The sequence below is a fragment of the Micromonospora sp. NPDC049139 genome, from assembly GCF_055586845.1.
The window spans coordinates 99,403-121,786 of sequence record NZ_JBVJHK010000013.1 but is presented as its reverse complement, the minus strand read 5'-3'; the positions used below and the strand labels follow the sequence as shown (position 1 = coordinate 121,786).

The window sequence follows — 22,384 nt, the reverse complement described above, 5'->3', positions numbered from 1 at the left end:
CCGCGAAGTACGCGTCCCAGAGCCGACCGAGGCGCCCGCCGGCGCCTTGCAGGCTGGGTCGGGCGTTGACGACGCCGCGCACTACCATGGCCTCCATCATCGCCGGCCGTCAAGGCCCACGGGACCGCCACTCGCCCGACGTCGGCTGTCCGTCGATCGGCCTACCCGTCGCCACCGGCCGCCATGCCCTGCACGATGCCGAGGAAGCCTGATCGTCAGGACCTCAGCCGAGCGCCGACGACGACCCGGCGATGGCAGCCAGTTGGGCCCGCGAGGTGATACCCAGCTTGGGAAACGCCTTGTAGAGGTGGTAGCCGACGGTCCGCGGGCTGAGGAAGAGCCGGGCGGCGATGTCACGGTTGGAAGCGCCGGTGGCGGCCAGCCGCACGACCTGGCGTTCCTGGGGAGTCAGCACGCTGAGCGGATCGTCGGCCTTGCGTGGCGCCGCCGGCACGTCCCCCGTCGCGCGCAGCTCCGCGCGAGCCCGCTCGGCCCACAGCTGCGCGCCGAGCCGGTCGAAGGTGTCCAGCGCGTCGCGCAGTTGCGTGCGGGCGTCCGCCCGCCGCCGTGCCCGCCGCAGCCACTCGCCGTAGGCGAGCTGCGTCCTCGCCTGCTGGTACGGCTGAACGTCCTGCTGGTGAAGCTGTACGGCGTGCGCGAAGTGCGCCTCGTTCTCCTCGACGAGGGCGCGGCACCGCAGGGCGATCGCGTCCGACGACGGCTGGCGGGCCTGCCGGGCCCAGGCCAGCAACCGGGCGAGCGGCTCCTTCGCCCGCTCCGGTGCGCCGCTGCGGACGGCTGCCTCCACCTGGTCCGCGGCGCTGAGGAGGGCGATCCCCGCCGAGGGGATGGCCGCCAACTGCCGCAGGGCGGCGGCCGGACGCCCCAGGCCGAACTCCAGCACGCCGAGTGCCCAGCGTCCGATGTCCGCCGCGAGGACCAGCCCCCGCTCGCCGGCTCCCGCTATGCCCTCTTCGGCCTTCGTGCGGCACTCTTCGACGTTCCCCTGGTGCGCGAGCACCCAGGCGAGCGAACACGTGAGGTGGCTGACCCGAGGCTGGTGGCCCAGATCCGCCGCCAGCCGCAGCCCCGCGTTCAGGGACGTCATGGCCTCGCCGTACCGGCCGAGCCACCCCTGCGCGAGTCCGTGGTCGTTGAGCGCGAAGGCGAGCCAGCCGATCATCCCGTTCTTCTGGCAGTCCGCCACGACCCGAGCGGTGATCTCCTCACAGAGGGCGGCGCGGCCCAGCGGAAGGCAGACAGCGGCGGTGAAGGTCAGTCCCGGCACCCCCAGCCCCGCACGTGCGTGTGCGTCGACGGCCTCGCCCATGAGCGTGATCCCGCCGCCGACGTCACCGCCCAACAGGCGGCTCAGCCCGAGCGCCGCACCGACCAGCGGTGACCCGATCTCGGGAAGCGCGCGGAGACTCGCCGCGGCCTCCTCCGCCAGTCGGGCGTCACCGGCGAACCAGGCGCAGCGGATGGCCTCCACCAGCAACCAGGTGGCCCGCTCGGTGGAGCGGGGGGCCACGCGAGGGAGGTTGTCCAGGATGATCCGGCCCGCCGCGAGCGGTGTGCCCAACTCGAACTCCCGATGCGCGCGCACCTGGACCAGCGCGGCGATCATGTCCGGGTCGTCCACCTCAGGGGTCGCCCGGTCGGCGAGCGCGGCGGCGCGACCCGTCAGACCCGCGTCACTGGCGGCCAGCGCGGCGGCGGCCAGCCGTTCGGATCGTCGCACCGGGTCGGCGGTGAGCTCGGCGGCCCGCTCGTAGGCGGTCGCGATCGCGGCGTGGCCGCCACGGGTACGCGCCCGTTCCGCCGCCCCCTCCAACTCCCGGGCGACGTCCTCGTCAGGGCCGAGCGTGGCGGCGGCCAGGTGCCACGTCCGCCGGTCGGCCGCGTCCACGGCGGCCGAGCGGGTGAGGGCGTCGGCGAGGGCTCGATGTACGGCGAGACGCCGGGTGACCGGCGCGCTCTGGTAGGCGGCGGCCCTGATTAGGGGATGGCGGAATCCCACGGTCGCGCCCCTGATCTCGATCAGCCGACTCCGCTCGGCCTCCTCCAGGCCGTGGAGGGAGGCACCCGCACCCACCAGGGTCGCAAGCTCACCCGAGCCGTCCGCCGCCGCGATCAGCAACGCGGTCCGCGCCGGCTCGGCGAGCGCGGCTATCCGTGCGTGGAACGCTTCCTGGACCCGGTCGACGACCGGCATCGCACCCACCGGCGGCAGTCGTCCCGCCCGCTGTTCGGCGGTGAGCGCGGCGGGCAGTTCGACGAGCGCCAGAGGGTTGCCGCCGGACTCCTCGATGAGGCGCTCCCGCACCTGCGGTGGAAGATCGGGCGGAAGCAGGGCGGCAGCGGCCACGGCATCCAGCCCGCCCAGCCGGAGTTCGGGCAGCCCCGTGGCAGGAAATCCCGCGCGGGCGGCGAAGATCATGACGACGCCTTCGGCTTCGAGGCGGCGGGCGGCGAACAGCAGCGCGTCGGCGGAGGCCTGGTCGAACCACTGTGCGTCGTCGACGAGGCAGAGCAGCGCGCCGTCTCCGGCGAGGTCGGCGAGGAGGCTCAGGGTGGCCAACCCGACCAGGAACCGGTTCTCCGGGGCGGGGTCACCCAACCCGAGGGCGCCGCGGAGCGCGGCGGCCTGCGCGTCAGGCAGTGCCGGGATCCGGTCGAGCCCGGCACGCAGGAGCAGGTGGAGTGCGGCGAAGGGCAGCGTGGCCTCGGACTGGACACCGACGCCGCGCAGCACCCGCATGCCCTCCGCCCGTTCGGCGGCGTGGTCCAGGAGCGCCGACTTGCCGATTCCCGCCGGGCCGCGGATGACCAGCACCCCGCTCCTGCCGGTTCTGGCCTCCGCCAGCAGCCGTTCGATGTCCGCCTGTTCCCGGGCTCGTCCGTGCAGCACGGTCAGGAACCTACCGTCACGACGACTGATTCGGCTCGGGGTGGATCTCCGTAGCGTCGTGCTCGCAAGCACGTCACGACTACGAACGGACCTCCGACATGACCACCGTCACCAGTCCCGCCCAGACCGTCGCCGACACCAAACTGCTCCGTTTCGCCCTCAAGCAGGACGCGATCGGCTCCGGCGGCAACGGGGTCGTGTACGTCGCCGTCGCCGCGATCTTCGGGGAGATGTTCGGCCTTCCCGCCGGCTTCCTCTACCCGGCCGGGGTGTTCCTGGTGGCCTACGCGGCCGCCCTGTTGGTTCTCGCCTCCCGGCCCGTGGTGACCAGGGCCGCTGTGGGTGTGGTGATGGGTGTCAACGTCGCCTGGGTGGCGGCGAGCGTGATGGTGCTCGTCGCCGGTTGGTTCCCGCTGACCGGCCTGGGTACCGCGCTGGTGATCGTGCAGGCGGTCGTGGTCGCCGGCTACACCGTCCTGCAGTTCGCCGGTCTTCGCAGGGCCGGCTGAGCGACCACCCCGGATCGCCCCGAGCCGCGACCGGGACCGCGGGAATCGGTCGTGCGCAGGGTGGCCGCCCCGTCGGGCGGCCACCCTGCCGGCGTCAGCGGGGACTCAGCCTTCGGAACGTGCGGGGGCAGGGAGGCTGCCACACGTCGGAGTTCACGCCGACTCCGGTGGCGGCCCGGTGTAGCCGCTGCTCCACCGGAACCGGTTGCTCGGCTGCGCGTACTCCTCGACGATGTGCGCGATCCAGCCCGCCGTCCGCGCGACCGCGAAGATCACCTCCGCCGCGCCCGGCCCCATGCCGGTCGCGTGCGCCAACGCGGCGACAGCGAGGTCGACGTTGGGCAGGGCGCCCCGCCGCGCCGCCGTGGCGATCAGGCCGTCGACGGCCCGCCGCAGCTCGCCCCCGGTCGGCAGGTCCGCGACGAGATCGAGCAGGGCGGCTCCGCGCGGGTCGCCGTCCGGGTACAGCGAGTGCCCGAACCCGGGCAGCGCGCCGGTCCGCAGCCACTCGGCGATCGCGGCCGGAGCCCCGTCCCGCAGCGCCACGTCGATCATCCGGTGGACGCTGCCGCCGACGGCTCCGTGCATCGGCCCGTCCAGCGCGCCGAGGCCCGCCAGCACCGCCGCGTAGGGGTTCGCCCGGGTCGAGGCGGCCACGCGTACGGCGATGGTCGACGCGGCCAGGTCGTGGTCGGCGAGCAGGACGAGGGCGGCGTTCAGCGCCCGGAGCCCCGCACCGGAGGGCGGCGCACCCGTAAGCCGGGACCACAACCGGGTCGCCAGGGCGTCGTCGGCGGCCGTCTCGCCCGCGAGGGGCAGCGCGTCGACCATGTTGGACAGCAGCGCGGGCGCGAGCGCCGTCACGGTGGCGGGCGCCAGGTCGAAGCGCAGCGGGTCCATCGCGGCCGCCACGGCGACGATCACCGGCAGCCGGTCGAAGAGCCGGGCCTGGGCCGGCAGGTGACTGCTCGCCCGCCGCGCCGTCTCGAGGGTCTCGGCGGACGCGACAAAGGTCTCCCGGCGCCGCTCGCCGGTCCAGAGCCACCGGGCGGTCTCCTCGAACGGCGTCACGGGCGCGAGCTTCGCGACATCCAGTCCCCGGTAGTGCAGCCGCCCGTACGCGATCAACGTGGTGGCGGTCCGCATCGCCGGCGCGGCATCGCGTTCCGGCCGGGTCGCCTGGGTGCGGGCGGCCAGCCGCTCGACGTCGGCCAGCCGGAAGCGGCTGGTCCGATCGCCGGGAACCCTGACCCTGGCGAGCAGCCCGCGGCTGACGTACGCGTAGATCGTCTCCGGCTTGATGCGCAGGCGATGGGCCACCTCGGCGGTCGTCAGCAGTTGCTCCTCGGCCATGTGGTCATGGTCTCACGTTGACTGGATCAATGTTGACTGGCTCCGGCCGCCGGCATGACGCTGCCCGCATGGCTGACACCATCACCGCTCCCCGCGGGCTCGCCGGCGTCGTGGTCACCGACACCACGGTCGGCCACGTCCGCGGCATCGAAGGCTTCTACCACTACCGGCAGTACTCCGCCATCGACCTCGCCGAGCGCCGGACGCTGGAGGACGTCTGGGCGCTGCTCATCGACGGCTCCCTGCCCGCCGAGCCCAAGGCGCTGCACGAGGAAATCGTCCCGTTGCGCCACATCCCGCCCGCGGTCGCCGCCGCGCTGCCCGACATCGCCACGGCGTCGACGTCGCCGGACCCGATGGGCGGCCTGCGCGCCGCGCTGGCCGTCGCCGGCCTCGCCGCCGGAGCCCGCCCGCTGTACGACACGTCGCCCACCGAGCGGCGGGCGCAGGCCATGGCGCTCTGCGCGCTGACGCCCAGCCTGCTGGCGGCCCTGTACCGCCTGCGAGCGGGGCTGGAGCCGATCGAGTCGCGCGACGACCTGTCCCACGCGGCGAACTACCTGTACATGATCACCGGCGAGGAGCCGTCCGAACGTCACGCCCGGGCGATCGAGCGCTACCTGATCGCCACCGTCGACCACGGCTTCAACGCGTCGACCTTCACCGCCCGCGTCATCGCCTCCACCGGCGCCGACCTCTACGCCTGCGTCGGCGGCGCCCTCGGCGCGCTCTCCGGCCCCCTGCACGGTGGTGCCCCCAGCCGGGCCCTGGACACCCTCGACGCCATCGGCACGATCGACCGGGCCGACCCGTGGCTGCGCGAACGCATCCTCGGCGGCGAGCGGATCATGGGGTTCGGGCACCCGATCTACCGCACGGAGGACCCGCGGTCCCGCATGCTCAAGGAGATCGCCCAGGACCTCGGCGGGCCGTTGGTGGACTTCGCCGTGGCCGTCGAGGAGCGGGTCCTGTCGTTGCTGGCGGAGCTGAAGCCCGGCCGCGAACTGCACACCAACGTGGAGTACTACGCGGGCGTCGTCATGCACCTGTGCGGGCTGCCCCGGGAGATGTTCACGCCCACCTTCGCCACCAGCCGGGTCATCGGGTGGTGCGCGAACGTGCTGGAACAGGCCGAGGACTCGAAGATCATCCGGCCGGACTCGCGCTACGTGGGCCCTCCCCCGCCGCAACCGGTGCCATGAAAGGCCGGTAGGTCAGGGGCGGGGTCGCCGGCAGGTCGGCCCCGCCACCCCGGTGGACTCACCGGGCGCCGGAGCCGATGTCGACCACTCGCGCCCAGGTGGGCGGCGAGTCGGGCACGTAGTCGGGGTCGTCCTCGTGCCACGACCGGGCCGGCCCATGCCGGGGGAACAGTCCCACCACCGTCCGACACGGTGGTCGCGTCGCCGGCCAGGGCGTCTGCCCGTCGGTCAGGACCACGACGACGTCCGGTCGGGGCCGGGCGCGCAGCGCCCGGGCGAAGCCCGTGCGCAGATCCGTCCCTCCGCCGCCCAGCAGCGGAATGTCCTCGGCGCGGCACAGCGAATGCACGACCTGGGCCGCGGCGTCGCACGGAAGCACGGTGACCAGGTCGCGCCGGCCGCCCACGGCGTGGGAGATCGCGGCGACCTCGAGCAGCGCGCTGCCCAGTTCGGCGTCGCTCACCGACCCGGACGTGTCGATGACCACGCACACCCGAGGAGGCCTGCGTCGCAGGCTCGGCAGGATCGCGCCGGGCACCCCGGCGGAGCGCCGCGACGGCCGGCCGTAGGTGTAGTCCTCGCCGGCGCCGGCGGCGGAGGCGGCCGAGCGGACCGCCGCCCCCAGCAGTTCCCGCCACGGTTGCGGCGGGTGGAACGCCTTCTCCGCCCACCTCCGCCAGCCCTGCGGGACGTCCCCGGGCCGGCCCGTGATGCCGTGCGCCACCCGGAACCGCACCAGGTCCCGTTCGTGCGCGCTGAGGCCGTGCGCGCCGTCCGGTCCCAGGTCCCACTCCCGGTCCAGCCCGTCGGCGCCGCTGCCGCAGTCCAGCCAGACCAGCCCCTGCGTACGCGGCCCGAGCCCGAACTGCCGCAGGTAGTCCTCCATGAGCTCCCCCTCGGGCAGCCCCAGCAACCCTGGCTCGACGGCGCCTTCGGGCCGGGCCAACCCGTCACCGAACACGTCGTCGTTGATCTCGAAGTCCGCGGCGATGTTCATCCGCAGCCGCTCCCCCGGCCCGACCAGCCCCCGTTCCCGCGCCACCCGGTCACCGCGCCCGTGGTGGTCACGCAGCAGGTGCGAGACCTCGTGCACCCACACCCCGGCGAGTTCCTCCACCGGGGTACGGTCCACGAAGGCGGGCGAGACGTAGCACCGCCAGTGCGGGTCCACCGCCATCGTGGGTACCCGCCGTGACTCCACCACGTGCAGGGCGAACAGCGCCGTCGCCAAATAGGGCCGGACCCGGGCGGCGTGCAGCCGCGCGGCGAAGAGCTTTCCGAGGTCCAGCGTGCGCTCGGGGGTCATCGGCTGCTCCCCGCCGCCGCCACGACCCGTGCCGCCGCCTGGTCTGCGCGCCGGGACAGGGACACCACCCCGGCGAGCCGCTCGACCGACGCCGGGACGTCCCAATCCTCCTGGCGCAGGGCGGCGAGTGTGGTGGCGGGAACCACCACCAGGTCCGGGGCTCCGGTTTCCAGCGCCCGCACCAGCAGCGCCCACGCCGCGTCCCAGCGAGCCTTCTGCGGACGCCGGCGGACCGCCTCCACCACGCCGTCCAGCACGGCCTGGCGGAGGTCTCCCCGCTCGGGCAGGACGGCCGCCGGGTCGGCCAGCAGCTCCTCGGGGTCCGGCAGGTCCATCCGGTCCATGCTGGCCAGTAGCTCCAGCCCCGGGCCGTCCCCCACGGTGCCCCTGACCAACAACGACAGCACGTCCCGCGAGACGCCCGCCGCGGTCGCGAAGGCGACCAGGCGCAGGGTCATGTCCCAGCTGCGGGGCGACGGCCAGGGACCGCCCCGGCGGCCTTCGTTGCTCGGCAGCCGGTGCACCAGACCCGGGCGGGCGGTCAGGAACCCGCACACGGCGCGGCGGGCGAAGGTGACGGCCTCCGACAACAGCGCCGGGTCGAGCCGGGGCAGCACCGCTCGGGGCCAGGTCCCGCTGAGGCCGCGTACGACGACGTCGTTGTCGTGGGCCCACTGGAGGTGGACGAACCGGTTGGCCAGGGGCGCGCTCAGCTCCCAGCCGTCGGCCGCCGAGGAGCGCGGATTGGCGGCGGCCACGATCCGGACCCCGGGCGGCAGCCGCAGGGCACCGATCCGCCGCTCGAGCACGAGGCGGAGCAGGGCCGCCTGGACGGCCGGCGGCGCGGTGGACAACTCGTCCAGGAACAGCAGCCCCCGACCGGCCCGCACCAGGCGCACGGCCCAGTCCGGCGGGGCCATCGGAACGCCCTGCGCCGCCGGATCGTCGCCGACGATCGGCAGCCCCGAGAAGTCGGACGGCTCGTGGACGCTGGCGACAACGGTCGTCAGCGGCAGGTCCAGCGCCGCGGCGAGCTGCGTCAGGGCGGCGGTCTTGCCGATCCCCGGCTCGCCCCACAGCAGCACGGGCAGGTCCGCGGCCACGGCCAGCGTCAGGGCCTCCAGCTGGGTGTCGGGGCGGGGTTCGGTGGTGGTGGCGCCGAGCAGCGCGAGCAGTTCGGCGGCGACATCGAGCTGAGGAGCGTGGGTCGGCTCGACAGGGGCATCGGTGGACACGTACGAGGTCAACGCAGACATCTTCAATCACCTGTGGGAGTGGTGGCGGGTACGTGGAGGGCCGTCGGGTGGGACCGGCCGGTGGTCAGCGGCGAGCCGCGTGGCGCGGGTGCGAGCGGCGGTCACGGGTACGGCGACAGTCCGCGCGGGCGGGGCCCGGTCCGGAACCGACGAGTCCTGCCCTGAACAGTCCGTACGTGACCCGCCGCAGGGCGGCCGTTTCCAGTTCGTCGCGCAGGTCGCCGCTGCGCAGCAGGGCGTCGGGCCCGAGCAGGGCCTCGACCACGGCGAGCGCACCGGCGGTGTCGCCGTGGTCCAGGCGTGCGCGGACGTCGGCGAGGCACTCCGGGTTGCGGTGCGCCTCGTCGATCGCGCGCAGGCAGGCGAGCGGGGTACCGGTCAGCGCGGCCAGCAGTTCCTCCCGGCGGATCTCGGCCGGGTCGTGGTCGAGCGGCACCAGCACCCCATCGACCAGGCCGATCCGGTGCCGGGCTCCCCGACACTCCACGATGCGCGGCTGTCCCGGCTGGTCCGAAGCCCTCGGCGCTGTCGCCGCCGGGCGGTCGGGCACCAGTGCCGACGCCACCAGCGGATGCAGCCGATCGACATCGATCAGCCCGCTGCGAAGCAGGTCCAGGTCGGGAAGCACCCACGTCGCCGCGTCGGGCAGCACCGGCAGCGTGGCATCCGAGCCCGTCGCCGACGGCGCGATCCGCGCCTCGGGCGGCCGGCCGTCCCCGCCTGGAGTCACGTCGAGGACCAGCCGGTTCCGGGCACCCAGCCGCACGGCGACGCGGCCGCTGGTCCGCCCCTCGGCGCGGAGCAGGAGCGCCGCCTCGGCCGCCCACCGGTCCACCGCGCATCCGCGCCCCCGCAGCGCCGCCCCGAACGGTTCAGGGTCCACCGCAGGACGCCCGTCGGCGGGCAGCCGATCCGCCCCCGACCGGGTCCGTAGCTCGTCGGCTCTGCGCGCGTCCCAGAGGTGGCGGTGCAGATCGAGGCGGAACCGGCGGTCGGGTCGGGGATGCGGGTGAGGACAGGATCGGTCCCCGGAGCGGGATCCGTCCCACAGCGCCAGGCTGATCCGCTGACCGGCATCCGCCCACGCCGGTGCGGTCCGGACCACGAGGTGCACGGTGCGGTCGCCGTCGTGGTCCGCCGGGTCGTACCGGGCCAGCGGGACGGTCAGGCCCGGACGCAGCAGCCCGTCGGGAGCGATCCGCGGCAGGTGCCAGCGCAGCAGGTCGGGAGCCAGATGGCGCAGGTCGGCCCGGACCCGGGCCGCGAACTCCCGGCCATGGGTACGAGCAACGGAACGCAGACCGAAGTCGACATCGACGCTGGCGGCGGCACACGCCCCGGCCCAGTCCCCGACGTGCCGACGAGCAGTCGCAGAATCGATCATGGGGGGCGGCACGGCGAACTCGCGCACGCGCAGCCAGAAGGAAAGGCGAGAATCCGCATTCGCGGCCCGGGAGTGCATCAGCACTCACCTTGCGCGGACGGGACCCCCAATCTGCCGAGAGAGGTCATCATCGCGGAGGAGCATACACGGTAGTGCCGCCTGAGCGAGCGACACTTTTGTCGGTCGTCATGGACGCACTCGGGCGACCAGGGTTCCTGCACATCAGCGGTCCGAACCATCCCGGTCGGCACGTTCACCGACGCAACCGCCGGGCCGGACGAGGTCAGGCGCCCGCAGCGGATGACGGCGAGCCACCGTTGTCGTGGCTATCAGGCGCGGCGTGGCTTCCCCTCGCCGCCGACGGCCCACCCGCTCCTCGCTGCCACAGCAACCGTCGCGCCTCTCTGGTGTCCAGCAGTCGCAGGCCCCGTTCCGCCCAGAAGCTGAAGGACTCGTCGTCGCTCAGCAGCTCCGTGGCCAGCACGTCGAACGCCCGGGGTGAACGCGCATCCCCGATCAGTTCCAACAGCCAACACCGCACGCCGTGGTCGGTCTCGCGGCCGAACGCGTCGATGAGCTCGTCGACGTGTTGGCCCGCCATGTCCCGCACCAGCGCGAACCCGTCCTCCGCCGCCTGCGGATCACGGCTTCTCATCAGGTGCATGGCGCGGCCGAGGTTCCCGCTCGCCATCCGTATCTTTCGGGCACGCTCGCGCTCGTAGTCACCGCCCACCGGGACATCTAACCGCACGGCGGGCTGGAGCCGTCCACATCGTTCATGGTCCGTGATCCGCTCGCGGTGGCGTACGCGACCAGGACCCCGAGGCCGGGCGGAGTCGGCCCGGCCTCGGTGTGCCGTCGGGGTGGCGCTACGGACGGTCGGCGTCGTCGCAGGGCGCGCCGACCGCCAGACGCACCTCGGCCTGTCGCCCACCTGAACGGACGAGCAGCGGAACGCAGGCCGCCCGCGCGACCCAGGTCCCGCCGGCGAAGGTCAGCCACTGACCCTTGCCGGCGGCAGGCGCGCAGGCGCTCACGTGCACGGTCGCGGCGGGCGCCGCCGAGGGACCCCACGTGATGCGGGCCCGGTCCTTCCAGCCAGGTGCGACCAGGAGGTCGACTTCTGCGCCTGCCCGCACCACCAATCCCCACTTGGCGAACCACCGCGCAGCGGGGTCTGCCTCCCCCGATTCCGCCACCTGGAGCACTCTCCCGATCGGCACCGCCGCATCCCCCAGGACGATCCGGTACCCGTCGGGTGGCTGAGGCGAGACGCCGATGGAATCCGCACACGTCACCTGGGCGGGACCTCCAGAGGTCGGGGGCGGCGCACCGGTGCCGGCGCTGGCCGGGGTGGCGGCTCCCGGTGCGGGCCGCGGACCGTCACGCTGGCCCACATCCCGCGAAGACGTGCAGGCCGCCGCCGACAGGATCACGGCGACGATGACGAGTGCCTCCGCCGACCATCGGTTAACCCGCATGGGTCCATCCTGCCAGTCGACACGTGGTCGGGACGACGGCCGACGTTCCGTACCGTGCCTGCCATCGGTGCCCGCGGTCATGGTGTCGACCCAAGGTGCGCCGGGCAACTTCGTCAAGTCGGCGCCGAGACAGGCGCTGCGCCGTACGCTGCCTGGGGTGAGACGGGCACGATCCCTCGTCGCGCTGGCGACGACCCTGACCGTGGCGCTGACCGCATGCCGGGTCGGGTCCACGCCGCCGGCCGGTGAGCCGGCCCGCTCCGCCGCGGCGGCGACGGCGTCCCCGTCGCGGGCCGGGCCGGCCGAGGTCACGTTGGCCTTCGCGGGCGACGTGCACTTCGCCGGCCGTACGGCGGTCCTGCTGGACGATCCGGCGACCGCGTTCGGGTCGATCTCGTCGGCGCTGTCCGCCGCGGACCTGACGATGGTGAACCTGGAGACCGCGGTCACCACGCGCGGCACCCCGGAGCCGAAGCAGTTCCTCTTCCGGGCTCCGGCGGGTGCGTACGAGGCGGTGAAGGCGGCCGGGGTCGACGTCGTGTCGATCGCGAACAACCACACGCTGGACTACGGACGGGTCGGACTGACCGACACCGTGGACGCGGCGAGGGCCGCCGGGATGCCGACCGTGGGGGCGGGCGCCGACGCGGCGGCGGCGTACGCGCCGTGGACGACCCGGATCGGCGGCACGCGGATCGCCTTCCTCGCCTTCAGCCAGGTCGACGAGCTGTGGTCGCAGTGGCGGGCCACCGACGACCGTGCCGGTATCGCGATGACGAGGGACCTGACCCGGGCGGTCGCCGCGGTACGCGCCGCGCGCCGGCAGGCCGACGTGGTGGTCGTGTACGTCCACTGGGGCGCGGAGGGGGACAGCTGCCCACCCGCCGACGCGCGGGCGTTCGCGGGTGAGATGGCCCGGGCGGGCGCCTCCCTCGTCGTCGGCACCCACGCGCACCTGCTGCTCGGTGACGGCTGGATCGACCGGACCTTCGTCCAGTACGGGCTGGGCAACTTCCTGTGGTGGCGCGACGACGCGTACAGCAACGACACGGGGATCCTGCGGGTCACCCTGCGCGGCGCGGAGATCGTGAAGACGGAGCTGGTGCCGGCGCTGATCTCCCGCCGCACCGGCCAGCCCCAGCTCGCCGGAGGGGACGACGCGGCGCGCATCCTCCGGGAGTACGGGGACCTGCGCGGCTGTACCGACCTCGCCCCGTCCCCCACCGGGTAGCGCGCCGGCAGGGCGGCACCAGCTCCTACTAGTCATATCCATCGATGTCTGGTAGAAAATTTTCAAGGTCGGCCTTTCCCATCGCAAGGATCCCCCACGCGAACGGAGAGAGCCATGTCGTCCACCCGCTCCCCCCTGCGCCGCCGCCTGCTCACCCTGCTGGTCGCTGTCGCGGCCACGATCGGGGCCGCGCTCGGGCTGGCCAGCCCGGCCTTCGCCATCACCCACTCCAGCGCCACGTCGCAACTGAGCGCCGCCGGCATCTCCTGGACCTCCAGCGGCAACTGCAGCGACCGCTACGTCTCGACCTGCACCTCGTTTGACGGCGTCCGGCAGGCCACCATCGACGGGATCATCACCTTCAAACGCGCCAGCGGTTGCGCCATCACGATCACCGCCGGCACCGAGGTCGGGCACACCAGCGGCACCTACAGCCACTGGAACGGCTACAAGCTGGACATCGCGCTGAGCACCTGCATCCAGAACTACATCTCGGCGCACTACACCTACGTCGGCTACATCTCCGGCTTCGGCTACCAGTACCGGGCGCCCTCCGGCAACCTCTACACCAAGGAGGGCAGCCACTGGGACATCCTCTTCTACACGTGCGGCTGCTGAGGCAGGACGCGGGCGCCGCCGCCGTCCCGGCGGCGCCCGCCCCTGCCACCGGGGCAACCCGCCACCAGCGGCCGACCGGGACCTCGACCGACGACCGGTGCGACGGGCTGCCGGCGCCACGGGTGCCGGCGTACCCGAATCGCCTGGTGGGTGGCCCTCACCCGGGACACGCGCGAGCGTCGAGCGGCACGCAGGGCAGGATGGGCGGGTGACTGCCCCCACTCGCCCGCCGTCGGCCGTGTTGGACGCGGTGCTCGAACGGCTGACCTACGTCAACGAGGAGACCGGCTACACCGTCGCCCGGGTGTCCACCGACCGCGGCAGCGACCTGCTCACGGTGGTCGGGGCGTTGCTGGGGGCCCAGCCCGGGGAGAGCCTGCGGCTGTCCGGCCGTTGGTCGTCACACCCGCAGTACGGCCGGCAGTTCGAGGTCCACTCCTACACCACCGTCCTGCCGGCCACGATCCAGGGCATCCAGCGCTACCTCGGCTCCGGACTGGTCAAGGGCATCGGCCCGGTCTTCGCCGAGCGGATCGTCGCGCACTTCGGCCTCGACACCCTCCAGGTGATCGAGACCGAACCGAGCCGGCTGGTCGAGGTGCCCGGCCTGGGGCCGAAACGCACCGCCAAGATAACCGCGGCGTGGGAGGAGCAGAAGGCGATCAAGGAGGTGATGGTCTTCCTCCAGGGCGTCGGCGTGTCCACCTCGCTGGCCGTACGGATCTTCAAGCAGTACGGCGACGCCTCCATCACGGTGGTGAAGAACGAGCCGTACCGGCTGGCGGCCGACGTGTGGGGCATCGGGTTCAAGACCGCCGACACCATCGCCCAAGCCGTGGGGATCCCGCACGACAGCCCCCAGCGGGTCAAGGCCGGCCTCCAGTACACCCTCTCCGAGGCCACCGACAACGGGCACTGCTACCTGCCCGACGGTCAACTGGTCGTCGAGGCCACCAAGATCCTCAACGTGCCCGCCGACCTCGTCACCACCTGCCTCGACGAACTCGTCGGCGAGGAGGGGGTGGTCCGCGAGACCCTGCCCGGGCCGGACGGCGAGCCGACGGCGGCGGTGTACCTGGTGCCGTTGCACCGCGCCGAGCAGTCCCTGGCCGGGTCACTGCTGCGGCTGCTGCACCACCGCGCCGACCGGCTGCCCCACTTCACCGGCGTCGACTGGGGCAGGGCGCTGGCCTGGTTGAAGGCCCGCACCGGCACCGACCTCGCCCCGGAGCAGGAACAGGCGGTCCGGCTCGCCCTCACCGCCAAGGTCGCCGTGCTGACCGGTGGGCCGGGCTGCGGCAAGAGCTTCACCGTCCGCTCGGTCGTCGAACTCGCCGCCGCGAAGAAGGCGAAGGTAACCCTCGTCGCGCCGACCGGCCGCGCCGCGAAGCGACTGTCGGAGCTGACCGGCCATCCCGCCGCCACCGTGCACCGGCTGCTCCAGCTACGCCCCGGCGGGGACGCCTCCTACGACCGGGACAACCCCCTCGACGTCGACCTCCTCGTCGTCGACGAGGCGTCCATGCTCGACCTCGTCCTCGCCAACAAGCTCGTGAAGGCCGTCCCGCCCGGCGCGCACCTGCTGCTCGTCGGCGACGTCGACCAGCTCCCCTCCGTCGGCGCCGGGGAGGTCCTGCGGGACCTGCTCGCCGCCCCGGCCATCCCCCGGGTCCGGCTGACCCAGATCTTCCGGCAGGCCGCGGAGTCCGGGGTCGTCACCAACGCCCACCGCATCAACGCCGGCAAGCCACCCCTGCTCCAGGGGCTCGGCGACTTCTTCCTGTTCGCCTGCGACGACACCGAGGCCGCCGCCGCCCTGACCGTCGACGTCGCCTGCACCCGCGTCCCCGCCCGCTTCGGCCTCGACCCGCGGCGCGACGTGCAGGTCCTCACCCCCATGCACCGCGGCCCCGCCGGCGCCGCGGCCCTGAACACGCTGCTCCAGCAGCGCCTCACCCCCGCCCGGGACGGGCAGCCCGAGCGCCGCGTGGGCGGGCGGGTGTTCCGCGTCGGCGACAAGGTCACCCAGATCCGCAACAACTACGACAAGGGCCAGGCCGGCGTCTTCAACGGCACCGTCGGCATCGTCACCGCCCTGAGCGCCGAGGAGCAGACCCTCACCGTACGCACCGACGAGGACGAGAGCATCGACTACGACTTCGACGAACTCGACGAGCTGGCCCACGCGTACGCCATGACCATCCACCGCTCGCAGGGCTCCGAGTACCCCGCCGTCGTCATCCCCCTGACCACCAGTGCGTGGATGATGCTGCAACGCAACCTGCTCTACACCGCCGTCACCCGCGCCAAGCGGCTCGTCGTCCTCGTCGGCTCCCGCCGCGCCCTCGCCGCCGCCGTCCGCACCGTCGGCGCCGGGCGCCGCCACACCGCCCTCGACCACCGCCTCGCCTGACCCGCCCGTTCCTTACCACCGCCGAGGCCCTCGTCGCCGAGGACGTTCCGTGCCGGAGTCAGTCCGGCAGGACGTACGCGAGGCGGGCGAGCGCCGACTTGATCTCGGGCACCGTTCGCCCCCGGTCGTGGCGCTGGTACCGGTACACCTCGGGGGCGAGCGGCGCGAGCAGGACGTCGGCGAGGGCGTCTTCCTGCCAGCCGGCGTCGCGGATCAGGGACATGACGAACGTCCGCCAGAAGCCGTAGGCGCCGGTGGCGAAGCGGGCGGCACCCAGTTCGGCGCCGAGGGCCAGCGGCAGGTGTCGTTCGAGCAGATCGATCATGGAGTCGTAGAACGCCTCGAGGCGGCGGCGAGGCGACGCGCCCGGCCCGAGCGGCGGCGGGCCGGCGAGGATCTGCTGCTGCAACCGCTGCTCATGGACGTCGAGGAGGGCGACAGCCACGGACGTGACGTCCGGGTAGCGGCGGTAGAGCGTCGCGCGGCCGACGCCGGCGGCGGTGGCCAGGTCCGTCATGGAGATCTGCGGACCGCGCTCGGCGAACAGGCGTTCCGCGGCCGCGAGGATGCGTCGCCGGTTGGCCGCGGCGTCGGCCCGTTCCGCGGGGGCCGGGGCCAGAAGGTCATCCGCCATCCCGACAGCCTAACCGGACACCCCGTCCGGTTGCGACGACCACCGCACGTGCAGTTAAATGGACACGGCGTCCACTTAGCTGCTAGCGTCGCCGAACAACCGGACATCGTGTCCGTTTCCTCCGACGAGTAGGGACAAGAGTCATGGCCCACCTGCTGCACCTGGACGCCAGCGCCCGTCGGGCATCACACTCCCGCACGCTGAGCAGGGCGTTCGCCGACGGGTGGCGGGCCGCCCACCCGACGGGGACCTACACCTACCGCGATCTCGCCGCCGACCCCGTGCCCGTCATCGGCGAGGCGTGGACCGAGATCTGCGACTACGCGCTGCGGCACGCCATCACCGAACCCGGCCGCCTCGCCGAGGGGGTGCGGACCCCGGCTCAGCGGGAGGCCTGGGCGGTGGTGGAGCCGTTGCTCACCGAACTGGTCTCCGCCGACGTGCTGCTCATCGGCGCTCCCATGTACAACTTCTCGATCCCCGCGAGCCTCAAGCTGTGGATCGACCAGGTGACGTTCCCGCACGCCACGCTGAACCTCAAGGTCGTCGTCACCGGCGCGCGAGGCGGTTCCTACGCCCCCGGCACCCCGCGCGAGCCCGTCGACCACCAGGAGCGCTACCTGCGGGACTTCTTCCTCGGCCACTTCCAGGTCGACGACGTCACCGTCATCAACACCGAGTTCGTCAACTCCACCGTGGACCCGAGGCTGGAGCGGTGGCGCGAGTCCTACCACCGGTCGTACGCCGATGCCCGGCAGGCGGCGGTCGACGTGGCCCGCGCCGTCGCCGCCGAGGCGCTGGCACCCTCGGGACCGCGGGCATGAGCTGGCTCGTCCTGGCGCTCGCCGGCCTGGTCGAGATCATCTGGTCGCAGACCATCAAGCCGACGCAGAACTTCACCAGGCCGGTGCCGACCCTGCTCTGCTTCGCGCTCGGAGCCGCCGCCGTCTACCTGCTCTCCCGGGCGATGCAGGACCTGCCGGTCGGCACGGCCTACGCCGTGTTCACCGGCATCGGCGCGATCGGCGCGATCTCGCTGGGCATCGTCGTGCACAAGGATCCGGTCGGTGTCGGCCGCTTCGCCGCACTGGCCCTGATCGTCTGCGGCATCGTGCTGGCCCGGGTCACCGACCCGGACTGAGCGCGCGGCGAGCAGGTTACTGCCGTCCGCCAACAGCGGACAGGGCCGCCTCCCGTCAGGAGGCGGCCCCCGCGACACGTCGACGCCCGGTGCGACCGGACAGAGCCGACGTCAGCTACACGTCGAGACGGAACAGCTCGGCGGCGTTGCGCCAGGCGACCCGCTCGGCCAGTTCCACGTCGAGGTCGGCGGCGAGCACCGCCCCGAAGGCCGCCGCGGGGTCGATGAGCGTGGCGTCGGTGCCGAAGAGCAGCCGCCGCGGGTCGACCGCCGCCGCCACGGCGGCGAACCGGCCCGCCTCGGTGTGCGAGAAGCACGGCTCCAGCCAGAGCCGGTCGACCGAGTTGGCCGCCTCGACGGCGTGCCGCCAGCCGTTCGCGCCCATGTGTCCGGCGATGGCGCGCAGCCCGGGGATGTCCGCGACGGCCTGGGCCAGGTCGAGCGGCGTCGCGTCCCAGGTGTGCACGAGGGCGGGCAGGTCGTGCGCGGCGACGAGTTCCAGCGCCGCGCGGGCCTGCGGGGAGTCCGCCGGGGAGCCGGTGTAGTCGGTGTGGATCTTCACGCCGACGAACCGGCCGGTGGGGAGCAGTTCGCGCAGGTCCCGTTCGGCGTCGTCGAGGCGGCGCGGGTTGATCGTCAGGTAGCCGAGCAGGCGGTCGTTGGTCTCCAGCACCCGGGCCATCGCCCGGTTTCCGGCGGTGACGTCGTAGATGACCGCCTCGGTGGCGGAGACGACGGCGAGGTCGATGCCGTAGCGGTCCATCACCGCGAGGTTGGTGGCGACCGCCCCGACGTCCATGCTGAAGAACCAGGGTCCCCAGTGGGCGTGCACGTCGATGATCATTCCTGGCCCTCCAGGATCCGGCGGGCGTTGCCGCCCGCCACGGCGGCCACCTCGGCCGGCCCGAGGCCGCCGCGGGCCAGCCGCAGTCGCGGCACGACCGGCTCGTAGAACGGGGTGCGGGAGCCGTAGAGCAGCCGCCCGACGCCGACGTGGGCGACGACGGTCTCCAGCGCGTCGGGCGAGTTGAGCAGCCGGGTGGAGGTGTGGAAGCCGGGCTCGTCGCGGGCCGCCACCACGAAGTCGCCCAGGTGGTAGAAGTGCGTGTCCAGGAAGACCACGGTCGCGCCGCGCAGCGGCCGCCAGAACCGGCGGACGTCCCCGCCGGTCAGGATGACCAGGCCGGCCTCGGCGGCCCGGCGGGCGACGTGCCGCACGGACGGGAAGTCCGGCTCGACGCGCTGCTCGTCGGGGAAGAGCCGCACCGCCCGGAAGCCGCGCTCGGCGAGCCGGACGACCTCCCGCTCCGCGCCGAGCGGGTCGCGCAGGTCGAGCGCGCCGACCGGCAGCACGGTGGGGCCGGCCAGGGCGGCGGCCTCGTCGTTGCCGCTGGCCATGTCGAACAGCGCCGCCCGGAGGCTGGCCACGGCCGCCCGCGCGATGCCGTTCGCGCGGAGGGTGGCCGCGACGTCGCGGGGGTCGCCGGTGGGGCCCGGCCGGTCGGCGTACCGGCCGACGAGGACGTCGACGTCGAAGGTGACCGGGGGCAGGTCGGCCGCGACGAACGGGTTGCCGCTCACCGCTGCCTCGCCACCGCGAGCACGCGGTCCCGGTCGCCGTCCGGTAGCGCCGGAGCGTACGCGTCGACCGCGTGGGAGGCGGGGATCCGCCCCTCGTCGGCGGCGATCTGGAGCATGCGGTGCACGTACCCCTCCATCGGGTCGGTGAAGGTGACCTCGGCGAGCCGGTCGAGCCGGGCGGAGGCGGCGACGAAGTCGTCGTGCTTCCCGTCGGCGTACGCCCGCAGCACGGCGGCGGTGACCGGCACGGCGGCGGCGGCGAGGCCGACCAGGGCGGCCTGCGCGCCCCACATCAGCGACGGCCCGAACATCCGGTCCTCGCCGGTGACCGCCAGCCGGTCGGCCCGGTGCGCTGCGGCCAGGGCGGCCTGGCAGGCGATCGCGTCGTGCAGCCGGGCCACCTTCACCCCGGCGACGCCGGGGTGTTCCAGCAGGGCGGCCAGCCGCGACGCGGAGTACGGCCGGGTGTAGAGGTCGAAGGCGAGCATCGGCAGGCCGGCGGCGCGCCAGACGGCGTCGTGGTGGGCGACCGCGTCGCCGTCGACGGGGAAGACCAGGACGCCGGCGGCGCCGAGGTCGGCGGCCCGGGCGGCCTGCGCGGCGACCTCGTCGGTGTGCTCGCCCGGCCGGCCGCCCACGCCGACGACCACCGGCACCCCGGTGTCGACGGCGTGGCGCACGACCAGGTCGCGGGTCGCCGGGTCGAGGTGGGGGCCGCGGCCGGTGTGGGCGCACACGGCGAGGGCGTCCGCGCCGTCGACGACCAGGCCGCGCAGGTAGCGGTCGAGCACCGCGGCGTCGACCGCCCGGTCGGCGTCCATCGGCGTGGCGGTGGCGGCGACGAGTCGCCAGCGCAGCCGCTCGCGCAGCGCGGCGGCGGCCGGCGCGATCACGGGGTCACCGCCGCCCGGACCGCCCGGGCGATCTCGTCGACGTGCGCGTCGGTGTACCGCTCGTTCCAGTCGATCACCAGCAGGGTCTCCGCGATGAGCCGCTCGGCGACCGGGAACGCGCCGGGCCCGTAGGCCGGCAGGCGGTCGGCCGGCGGCACGGTCAGCGGGAAGCGGGAGGTGCCGTAGACGGGGGCCTCGGTCAGCGCCGGGGCGCAGTGCAGCGGCTGCTGGAGGTAGCCGGCGCGGGCGGGGATCCCGGCGGCGGCCAGTTTCCCGGCCACCTCGTGGTTGGTCAGCGGCGGGTCGAGCACGATGGGGAACAGCCACCAGGCGTGCGCGTCGAGGTCCGCCGGCAGGCGTACGCCGGTCAGGTCGGCCAGCGCGGCGGCCAGTCGGCGGGCGGTGCGCCGCCGGTCGGCCAGCACGCCGGGCAGCTTCGCCAGTTGGGCGCGGGCGACGGCGCCGGCCAGCTCGGTCATCCGGTAGTTCAGGCCGAGGCTCACGTGCCGGCGGGCCTCGTCGCGGGGCCAGCCCTTGTCGGCGAAGAGCCGCATCCGGCGGGCCAGCACGGCGTCGTCGGTCACGGTCAGGCCGCCGTCGCCGCAGGTGATGTGCTTCCACTGCTGGAGGCTGAAGCAGCCGATCGCGCCGGCGGTGCCGGCGAGGGTGCCGTCCGGGTAGCGGGTGAGCCACGCCTGGGCGCAGTCCTCGATCAGCGGCACGCTGGCGGTGTCGGCGACCTCGCGGAGGTCGGCGGCCGCGCCGAACAGGTGCACCCCGAGGATCGCCCGGGTGCGCGGCCCGATCGCGGCGGCGACCGCTGCCGGGTCGAGGTTTCCGGTGTACGGATCGACGTCGGCGAACACGGGCACGGCGTTCTGGGCGAGAATGGGCGCGACCGTGCCGAAGTCGCTGATCGGAGACGTGATGATCTCGTCGCCCGGGTCCGGCGCGACGGCGGCGACGGCCAGGTGCAGCGCAGCGGTCCCGGAACTGGCGGCCACGGCGTGCGACACTCCGTGGAGGTCGGCCATCTCGCGCTCCAGGGCGCGGACCTCCGTGCCCCAGACCGAGCTGAGCATGCCCGACTGGAGCACCCGGCTGACAGCGGCCAGCTCCTCCGCACCGATCGTCCGGCCGCCGGCGTCGGCCATGCTGGGGAACGACACGCACCCTCCCAGGGCTACAGTAATACCGGGCCTGACCGTAATCTTGTGCTGCGAACAACGCAACCCTGACAGGAGGCAGCGGTGACCATTGAGATCGGGGTCGTCGGTCCGCACGACCTGGTCGACGACGTGGCCGCCACCTGCGAGGAGCAGCCCGGCGTCACCGCCAGACGGCTGCACTACGACCACGAGTCGCAGGCACCGGCGATCGTCGAGGCGCACGCCGGCCAGGTCGAGGCGTGGCTGTTCACCGGCGTCGTGCCGTACACCCTCGCCCGGGAGGCGAACCTGCTGCACCGGCCGGCGGTCTTCGTCGACTACACGGGCGCGACCCTGCTCCAGGCCGCCGTGCGGCTGCTGCGCGACGGCCGCGACGTCACCCGCATGTCGATCGACACCGTCACCGGCGCCGACGTCGCCGGCACCTTCGGCGAGGCCGACCTGCCGGTGGACCGGGTCCGGTCGCTGCCCTACCGCAGCGGCCTGAGCTCCGACGACGTGGTCGCCTTCCACCGCAGGCAGCGCAAGGCCGGCGCGGACGTCGCCGTCACCTGCATCAGCTCGGTCTACGAGGTGCTGCGCCACGAGATGCCGGCGTTCCGCCTCGCCCCGTCGAACCACTCGGTGCGCGCCGCGCTGCGCCAACTCCTGCTGCACGTCGGCAGCCAGGCCCAGGAGGACGCCCAGATCGCACTCGGGCTGGCCAACCTGTCCGACGGCGACGACGGGCTGCTCAAGGAGGTGGCCGGGCTCGGCGGCACCGTCGCGCGCTTCGCCCCCGACACGTACCTCATCGTCACCACCCGCGGGCCGCTGCACGACGCCACCGGCGGCTTCACGGCGCTGCCGATGCTGCGCCGCCTGGCCGACCGGCACGAGACCGTGCAGATCGGGTTCGGGCTGGGCCGCAGCGCCGCCGAGGCGGAGAACCTGGCACGCCGCGCGCTGAGCCGGGCCCGCCGGGTCGGCCCCACCACGGCCGTGCTGTCGCTGCGCGGCGAGACCGACATCGTGCTGGAGTCCACCACGCCGGCCCCGCCGCCGGCGGAGGTGAACCTGGCGGTCATCGCCCAACGGGTCGGCCTGTCCGTGCCCACCCTGCTGCGCCTGCGCGAGGTGCGCACGACGGTCGGCGACGAGCCGCTGACCAGCCGGGAGGTCGCCGACCAACTGCGGGTGCAGCAGCGCACCGCGCGGCGCATGCTGCACCGCCTGGAGTTGGCCGGCCTGGCCGAGCGGACCGGCAACCTCGCCTCCGGCACCAGCGGCCGCCCGCTGACCCTCTACCGCCTGACCCTCTGA

20 protein-coding genes are annotated in these 22,384 nt (G+C 73.8%); 8 read left to right on the top strand and 12 right to left on the bottom strand.

The genetic code is table 11. The features are described 5' to 3' along the window. Positions 1–223: 223 nt before the first annotated feature. Positions 224–2,911: a helix-turn-helix transcriptional regulator gene (locus ACZ6Q9_RS21670; protein ID WP_396830035.1), complete on the bottom strand. Its 2,688-nt coding sequence runs from the start codon at positions 2,909–2,911 to the stop codon at positions 224–226. A gap of 98 nt (positions 2,912–3,009) precedes the next feature. Between ACZ6Q9_RS21670 and ACZ6Q9_RS21665 the strand changes: the two genes are divergently transcribed. After that, positions 3,010–3,420, top strand: coding sequence for a hypothetical protein (locus tag ACZ6Q9_RS21665; RefSeq protein WP_396830034.1), 411 nt, complete (start codon positions 3,010–3,012; stop codon positions 3,418–3,420). Between the two features lie 153 nt (positions 3,421–3,573). On the opposite strand, the gene ACZ6Q9_RS21660 is transcribed toward ACZ6Q9_RS21665, so the two are convergent. Next, the gene (locus tag ACZ6Q9_RS21660; protein WP_396830033.1) at positions 3,574–4,773 is read right to left on the bottom strand and encodes a citrate/2-methylcitrate synthase; all 1,200 of its coding nucleotides are present in this window, start codon (positions 4,771–4,773) and stop codon (positions 3,574–3,576) included. Between the two features lie 68 nt (positions 4,774–4,841). Between ACZ6Q9_RS21660 and ACZ6Q9_RS21655 the strand changes: the two genes are divergently transcribed. Further along, on the top strand, positions 4,842–5,975 hold the full coding sequence (locus ACZ6Q9_RS21655; protein WP_393267185.1) for a citrate synthase: 1,134 nt from the start codon (positions 4,842–4,844) through the stop codon (positions 5,973–5,975). 58 nt (positions 5,976–6,033) lie between these two features. Here ACZ6Q9_RS21655 and ACZ6Q9_RS21650 read toward each other — a convergent pair whose 3' ends face one another. From ACZ6Q9_RS21650 to ACZ6Q9_RS21630, 5 genes are all read right to left on the bottom strand, one after another. Beyond that, entirely contained in the window at positions 6,034–7,281 is a 1,248-nt protein-coding gene (locus ACZ6Q9_RS21650; protein ID WP_396830032.1) for a vWA domain-containing protein, read from the bottom strand. After that, a complete protein-coding gene (locus tag ACZ6Q9_RS21645) occupies positions 7,278–8,537 on the bottom strand; it encodes an AAA family ATPase (RefSeq protein WP_396830031.1) in 1,260 nt (419 codons plus the stop codon). Before ACZ6Q9_RS21645 ends, ACZ6Q9_RS21650 begins: the two co-directional genes overlap by 4 nt. A gap of 64 nt (positions 8,538–8,601) precedes the next feature. Continuing rightward, on the bottom strand, positions 8,602–9,999 hold the full coding sequence (locus ACZ6Q9_RS21640; RefSeq protein ID WP_396830030.1) for a hypothetical protein: 1,398 nt from the start codon (positions 9,997–9,999) through the stop codon (positions 8,602–8,604). A 205-nt stretch (positions 10,000–10,204) separates the two neighbouring features. Next, positions 10,205–10,654 (bottom strand): HEAT repeat domain-containing protein, encoded by a 450-nt coding sequence (locus ACZ6Q9_RS21635; RefSeq protein ID WP_396830029.1) that lies wholly within the window; start codon positions 10,652–10,654, stop codon positions 10,205–10,207. Between the two features lie 136 nt (positions 10,655–10,790). Next, positions 10,791–11,120, bottom strand: a complete 330-nt coding sequence (locus ACZ6Q9_RS21630; protein WP_393458442.1) for a hypothetical protein — start codon at positions 11,118–11,120, stop codon at positions 10,791–10,793. Between the two features lie 439 nt (positions 11,121–11,559). Between ACZ6Q9_RS21630 and ACZ6Q9_RS21625 the strand changes: the two genes are divergently transcribed. The 3 genes from ACZ6Q9_RS21625 to recD2 all read left to right on the top strand — a co-directional run bounded on the left by ACZ6Q9_RS21625 (position 11,560) and on the right by recD2 (position 15,664). Next, positions 11,560–12,633: a CapA family protein gene (locus tag ACZ6Q9_RS21625; protein WP_396830028.1), complete on the top strand. Its 1,074-nt coding sequence runs from the start codon at positions 11,560–11,562 to the stop codon at positions 12,631–12,633. Positions 12,634–12,747: 114 nt separating this feature from the next. Continuing rightward, complete coding sequence (locus ACZ6Q9_RS21620) at positions 12,748–13,251, top strand: hypothetical protein (RefSeq protein ID WP_393267169.1); 504 nt, start codon at positions 12,748–12,750, stop codon at positions 13,249–13,251. A gap of 208 nt (positions 13,252–13,459) precedes the next feature. Beyond that, positions 13,460–15,664 carry an SF1B family DNA helicase RecD2 gene (gene recD2, locus ACZ6Q9_RS21615; protein ID WP_396830027.1) on the top strand — a complete coding sequence of 735 codons (2,205 nt, stop codon included), beginning with the start codon at positions 13,460–13,462 and terminating at the stop codon, positions 15,662–15,664. A 58-nt stretch (positions 15,665–15,722) separates the two neighbouring features. Here the strand turns inward: recD2 and ACZ6Q9_RS21610 are convergent, their stop codons facing one another. Then, on the bottom strand, positions 15,723–16,298 hold the full coding sequence (locus tag ACZ6Q9_RS21610; protein ID WP_393267164.1) for a TetR/AcrR family transcriptional regulator: 576 nt from the start codon (positions 16,296–16,298) through the stop codon (positions 15,723–15,725). 143 nt (positions 16,299–16,441) lie between these two features. Between ACZ6Q9_RS21610 and ACZ6Q9_RS21605 the strand changes: the two genes are divergently transcribed. Together ACZ6Q9_RS21605 and ACZ6Q9_RS21600 are read left to right on the top strand one after the other, a co-directional pair. Next, entirely contained in the window at positions 16,442–17,122 is a 681-nt protein-coding gene (locus ACZ6Q9_RS21605; RefSeq protein WP_393267162.1) for an FMN-dependent NADH-azoreductase, read from the top strand. Next, positions 17,119–17,439, top strand: coding sequence for a DMT family transporter (locus tag ACZ6Q9_RS21600; RefSeq protein ID WP_363708934.1), 321 nt, complete (start codon positions 17,119–17,121; stop codon positions 17,437–17,439). Before ACZ6Q9_RS21605 ends, ACZ6Q9_RS21600 begins: the two co-directional genes overlap by 4 nt. 115 nt (positions 17,440–17,554) lie before the next feature. Here the strand turns inward: ACZ6Q9_RS21600 and ACZ6Q9_RS21595 are convergent, their stop codons facing one another. The 4 genes from ACZ6Q9_RS21595 to ACZ6Q9_RS21580 are packed head-to-tail and all read right to left on the bottom strand — an operon-like array spanning position 17,555 to position 21,082. Beyond that, positions 17,555–18,283, bottom strand: coding sequence for an amidohydrolase family protein (locus ACZ6Q9_RS21595; protein WP_396830026.1), 729 nt, complete (start codon positions 18,281–18,283; stop codon positions 17,555–17,557). Then, positions 18,280–19,020, bottom strand: coding sequence for an amidohydrolase family protein (locus ACZ6Q9_RS21590; RefSeq protein WP_393267156.1), 741 nt, complete (start codon positions 19,018–19,020; stop codon positions 18,280–18,282). The genes ACZ6Q9_RS21595 and ACZ6Q9_RS21590 overlap by 4 nt, the downstream gene beginning before the upstream one ends. After that, the gene (locus ACZ6Q9_RS21585) at positions 19,017–19,913 is read right to left on the bottom strand and encodes a dihydrodipicolinate synthase family protein (RefSeq protein ID WP_396830025.1); all 897 of its coding nucleotides are present in this window, start codon (positions 19,911–19,913) and stop codon (positions 19,017–19,019) included. Before ACZ6Q9_RS21585 ends, ACZ6Q9_RS21590 begins: the two co-directional genes overlap by 4 nt. Continuing rightward, positions 19,910–21,082 (bottom strand): DegT/DnrJ/EryC1/StrS family aminotransferase, encoded by a 1,173-nt coding sequence (locus tag ACZ6Q9_RS21580; protein WP_396830024.1) that lies wholly within the window; start codon positions 21,080–21,082, stop codon positions 19,910–19,912. The genes ACZ6Q9_RS21585 and ACZ6Q9_RS21580 overlap by 4 nt, the downstream gene beginning before the upstream one ends. A gap of 81 nt (positions 21,083–21,163) precedes the next feature. Between ACZ6Q9_RS21580 and ACZ6Q9_RS21575 the strand changes: the two genes are divergently transcribed. After that, entirely contained in the window at positions 21,164–22,384 is a 1,221-nt protein-coding gene (locus ACZ6Q9_RS21575) for a hypothetical protein (protein WP_357696756.1), read from the top strand.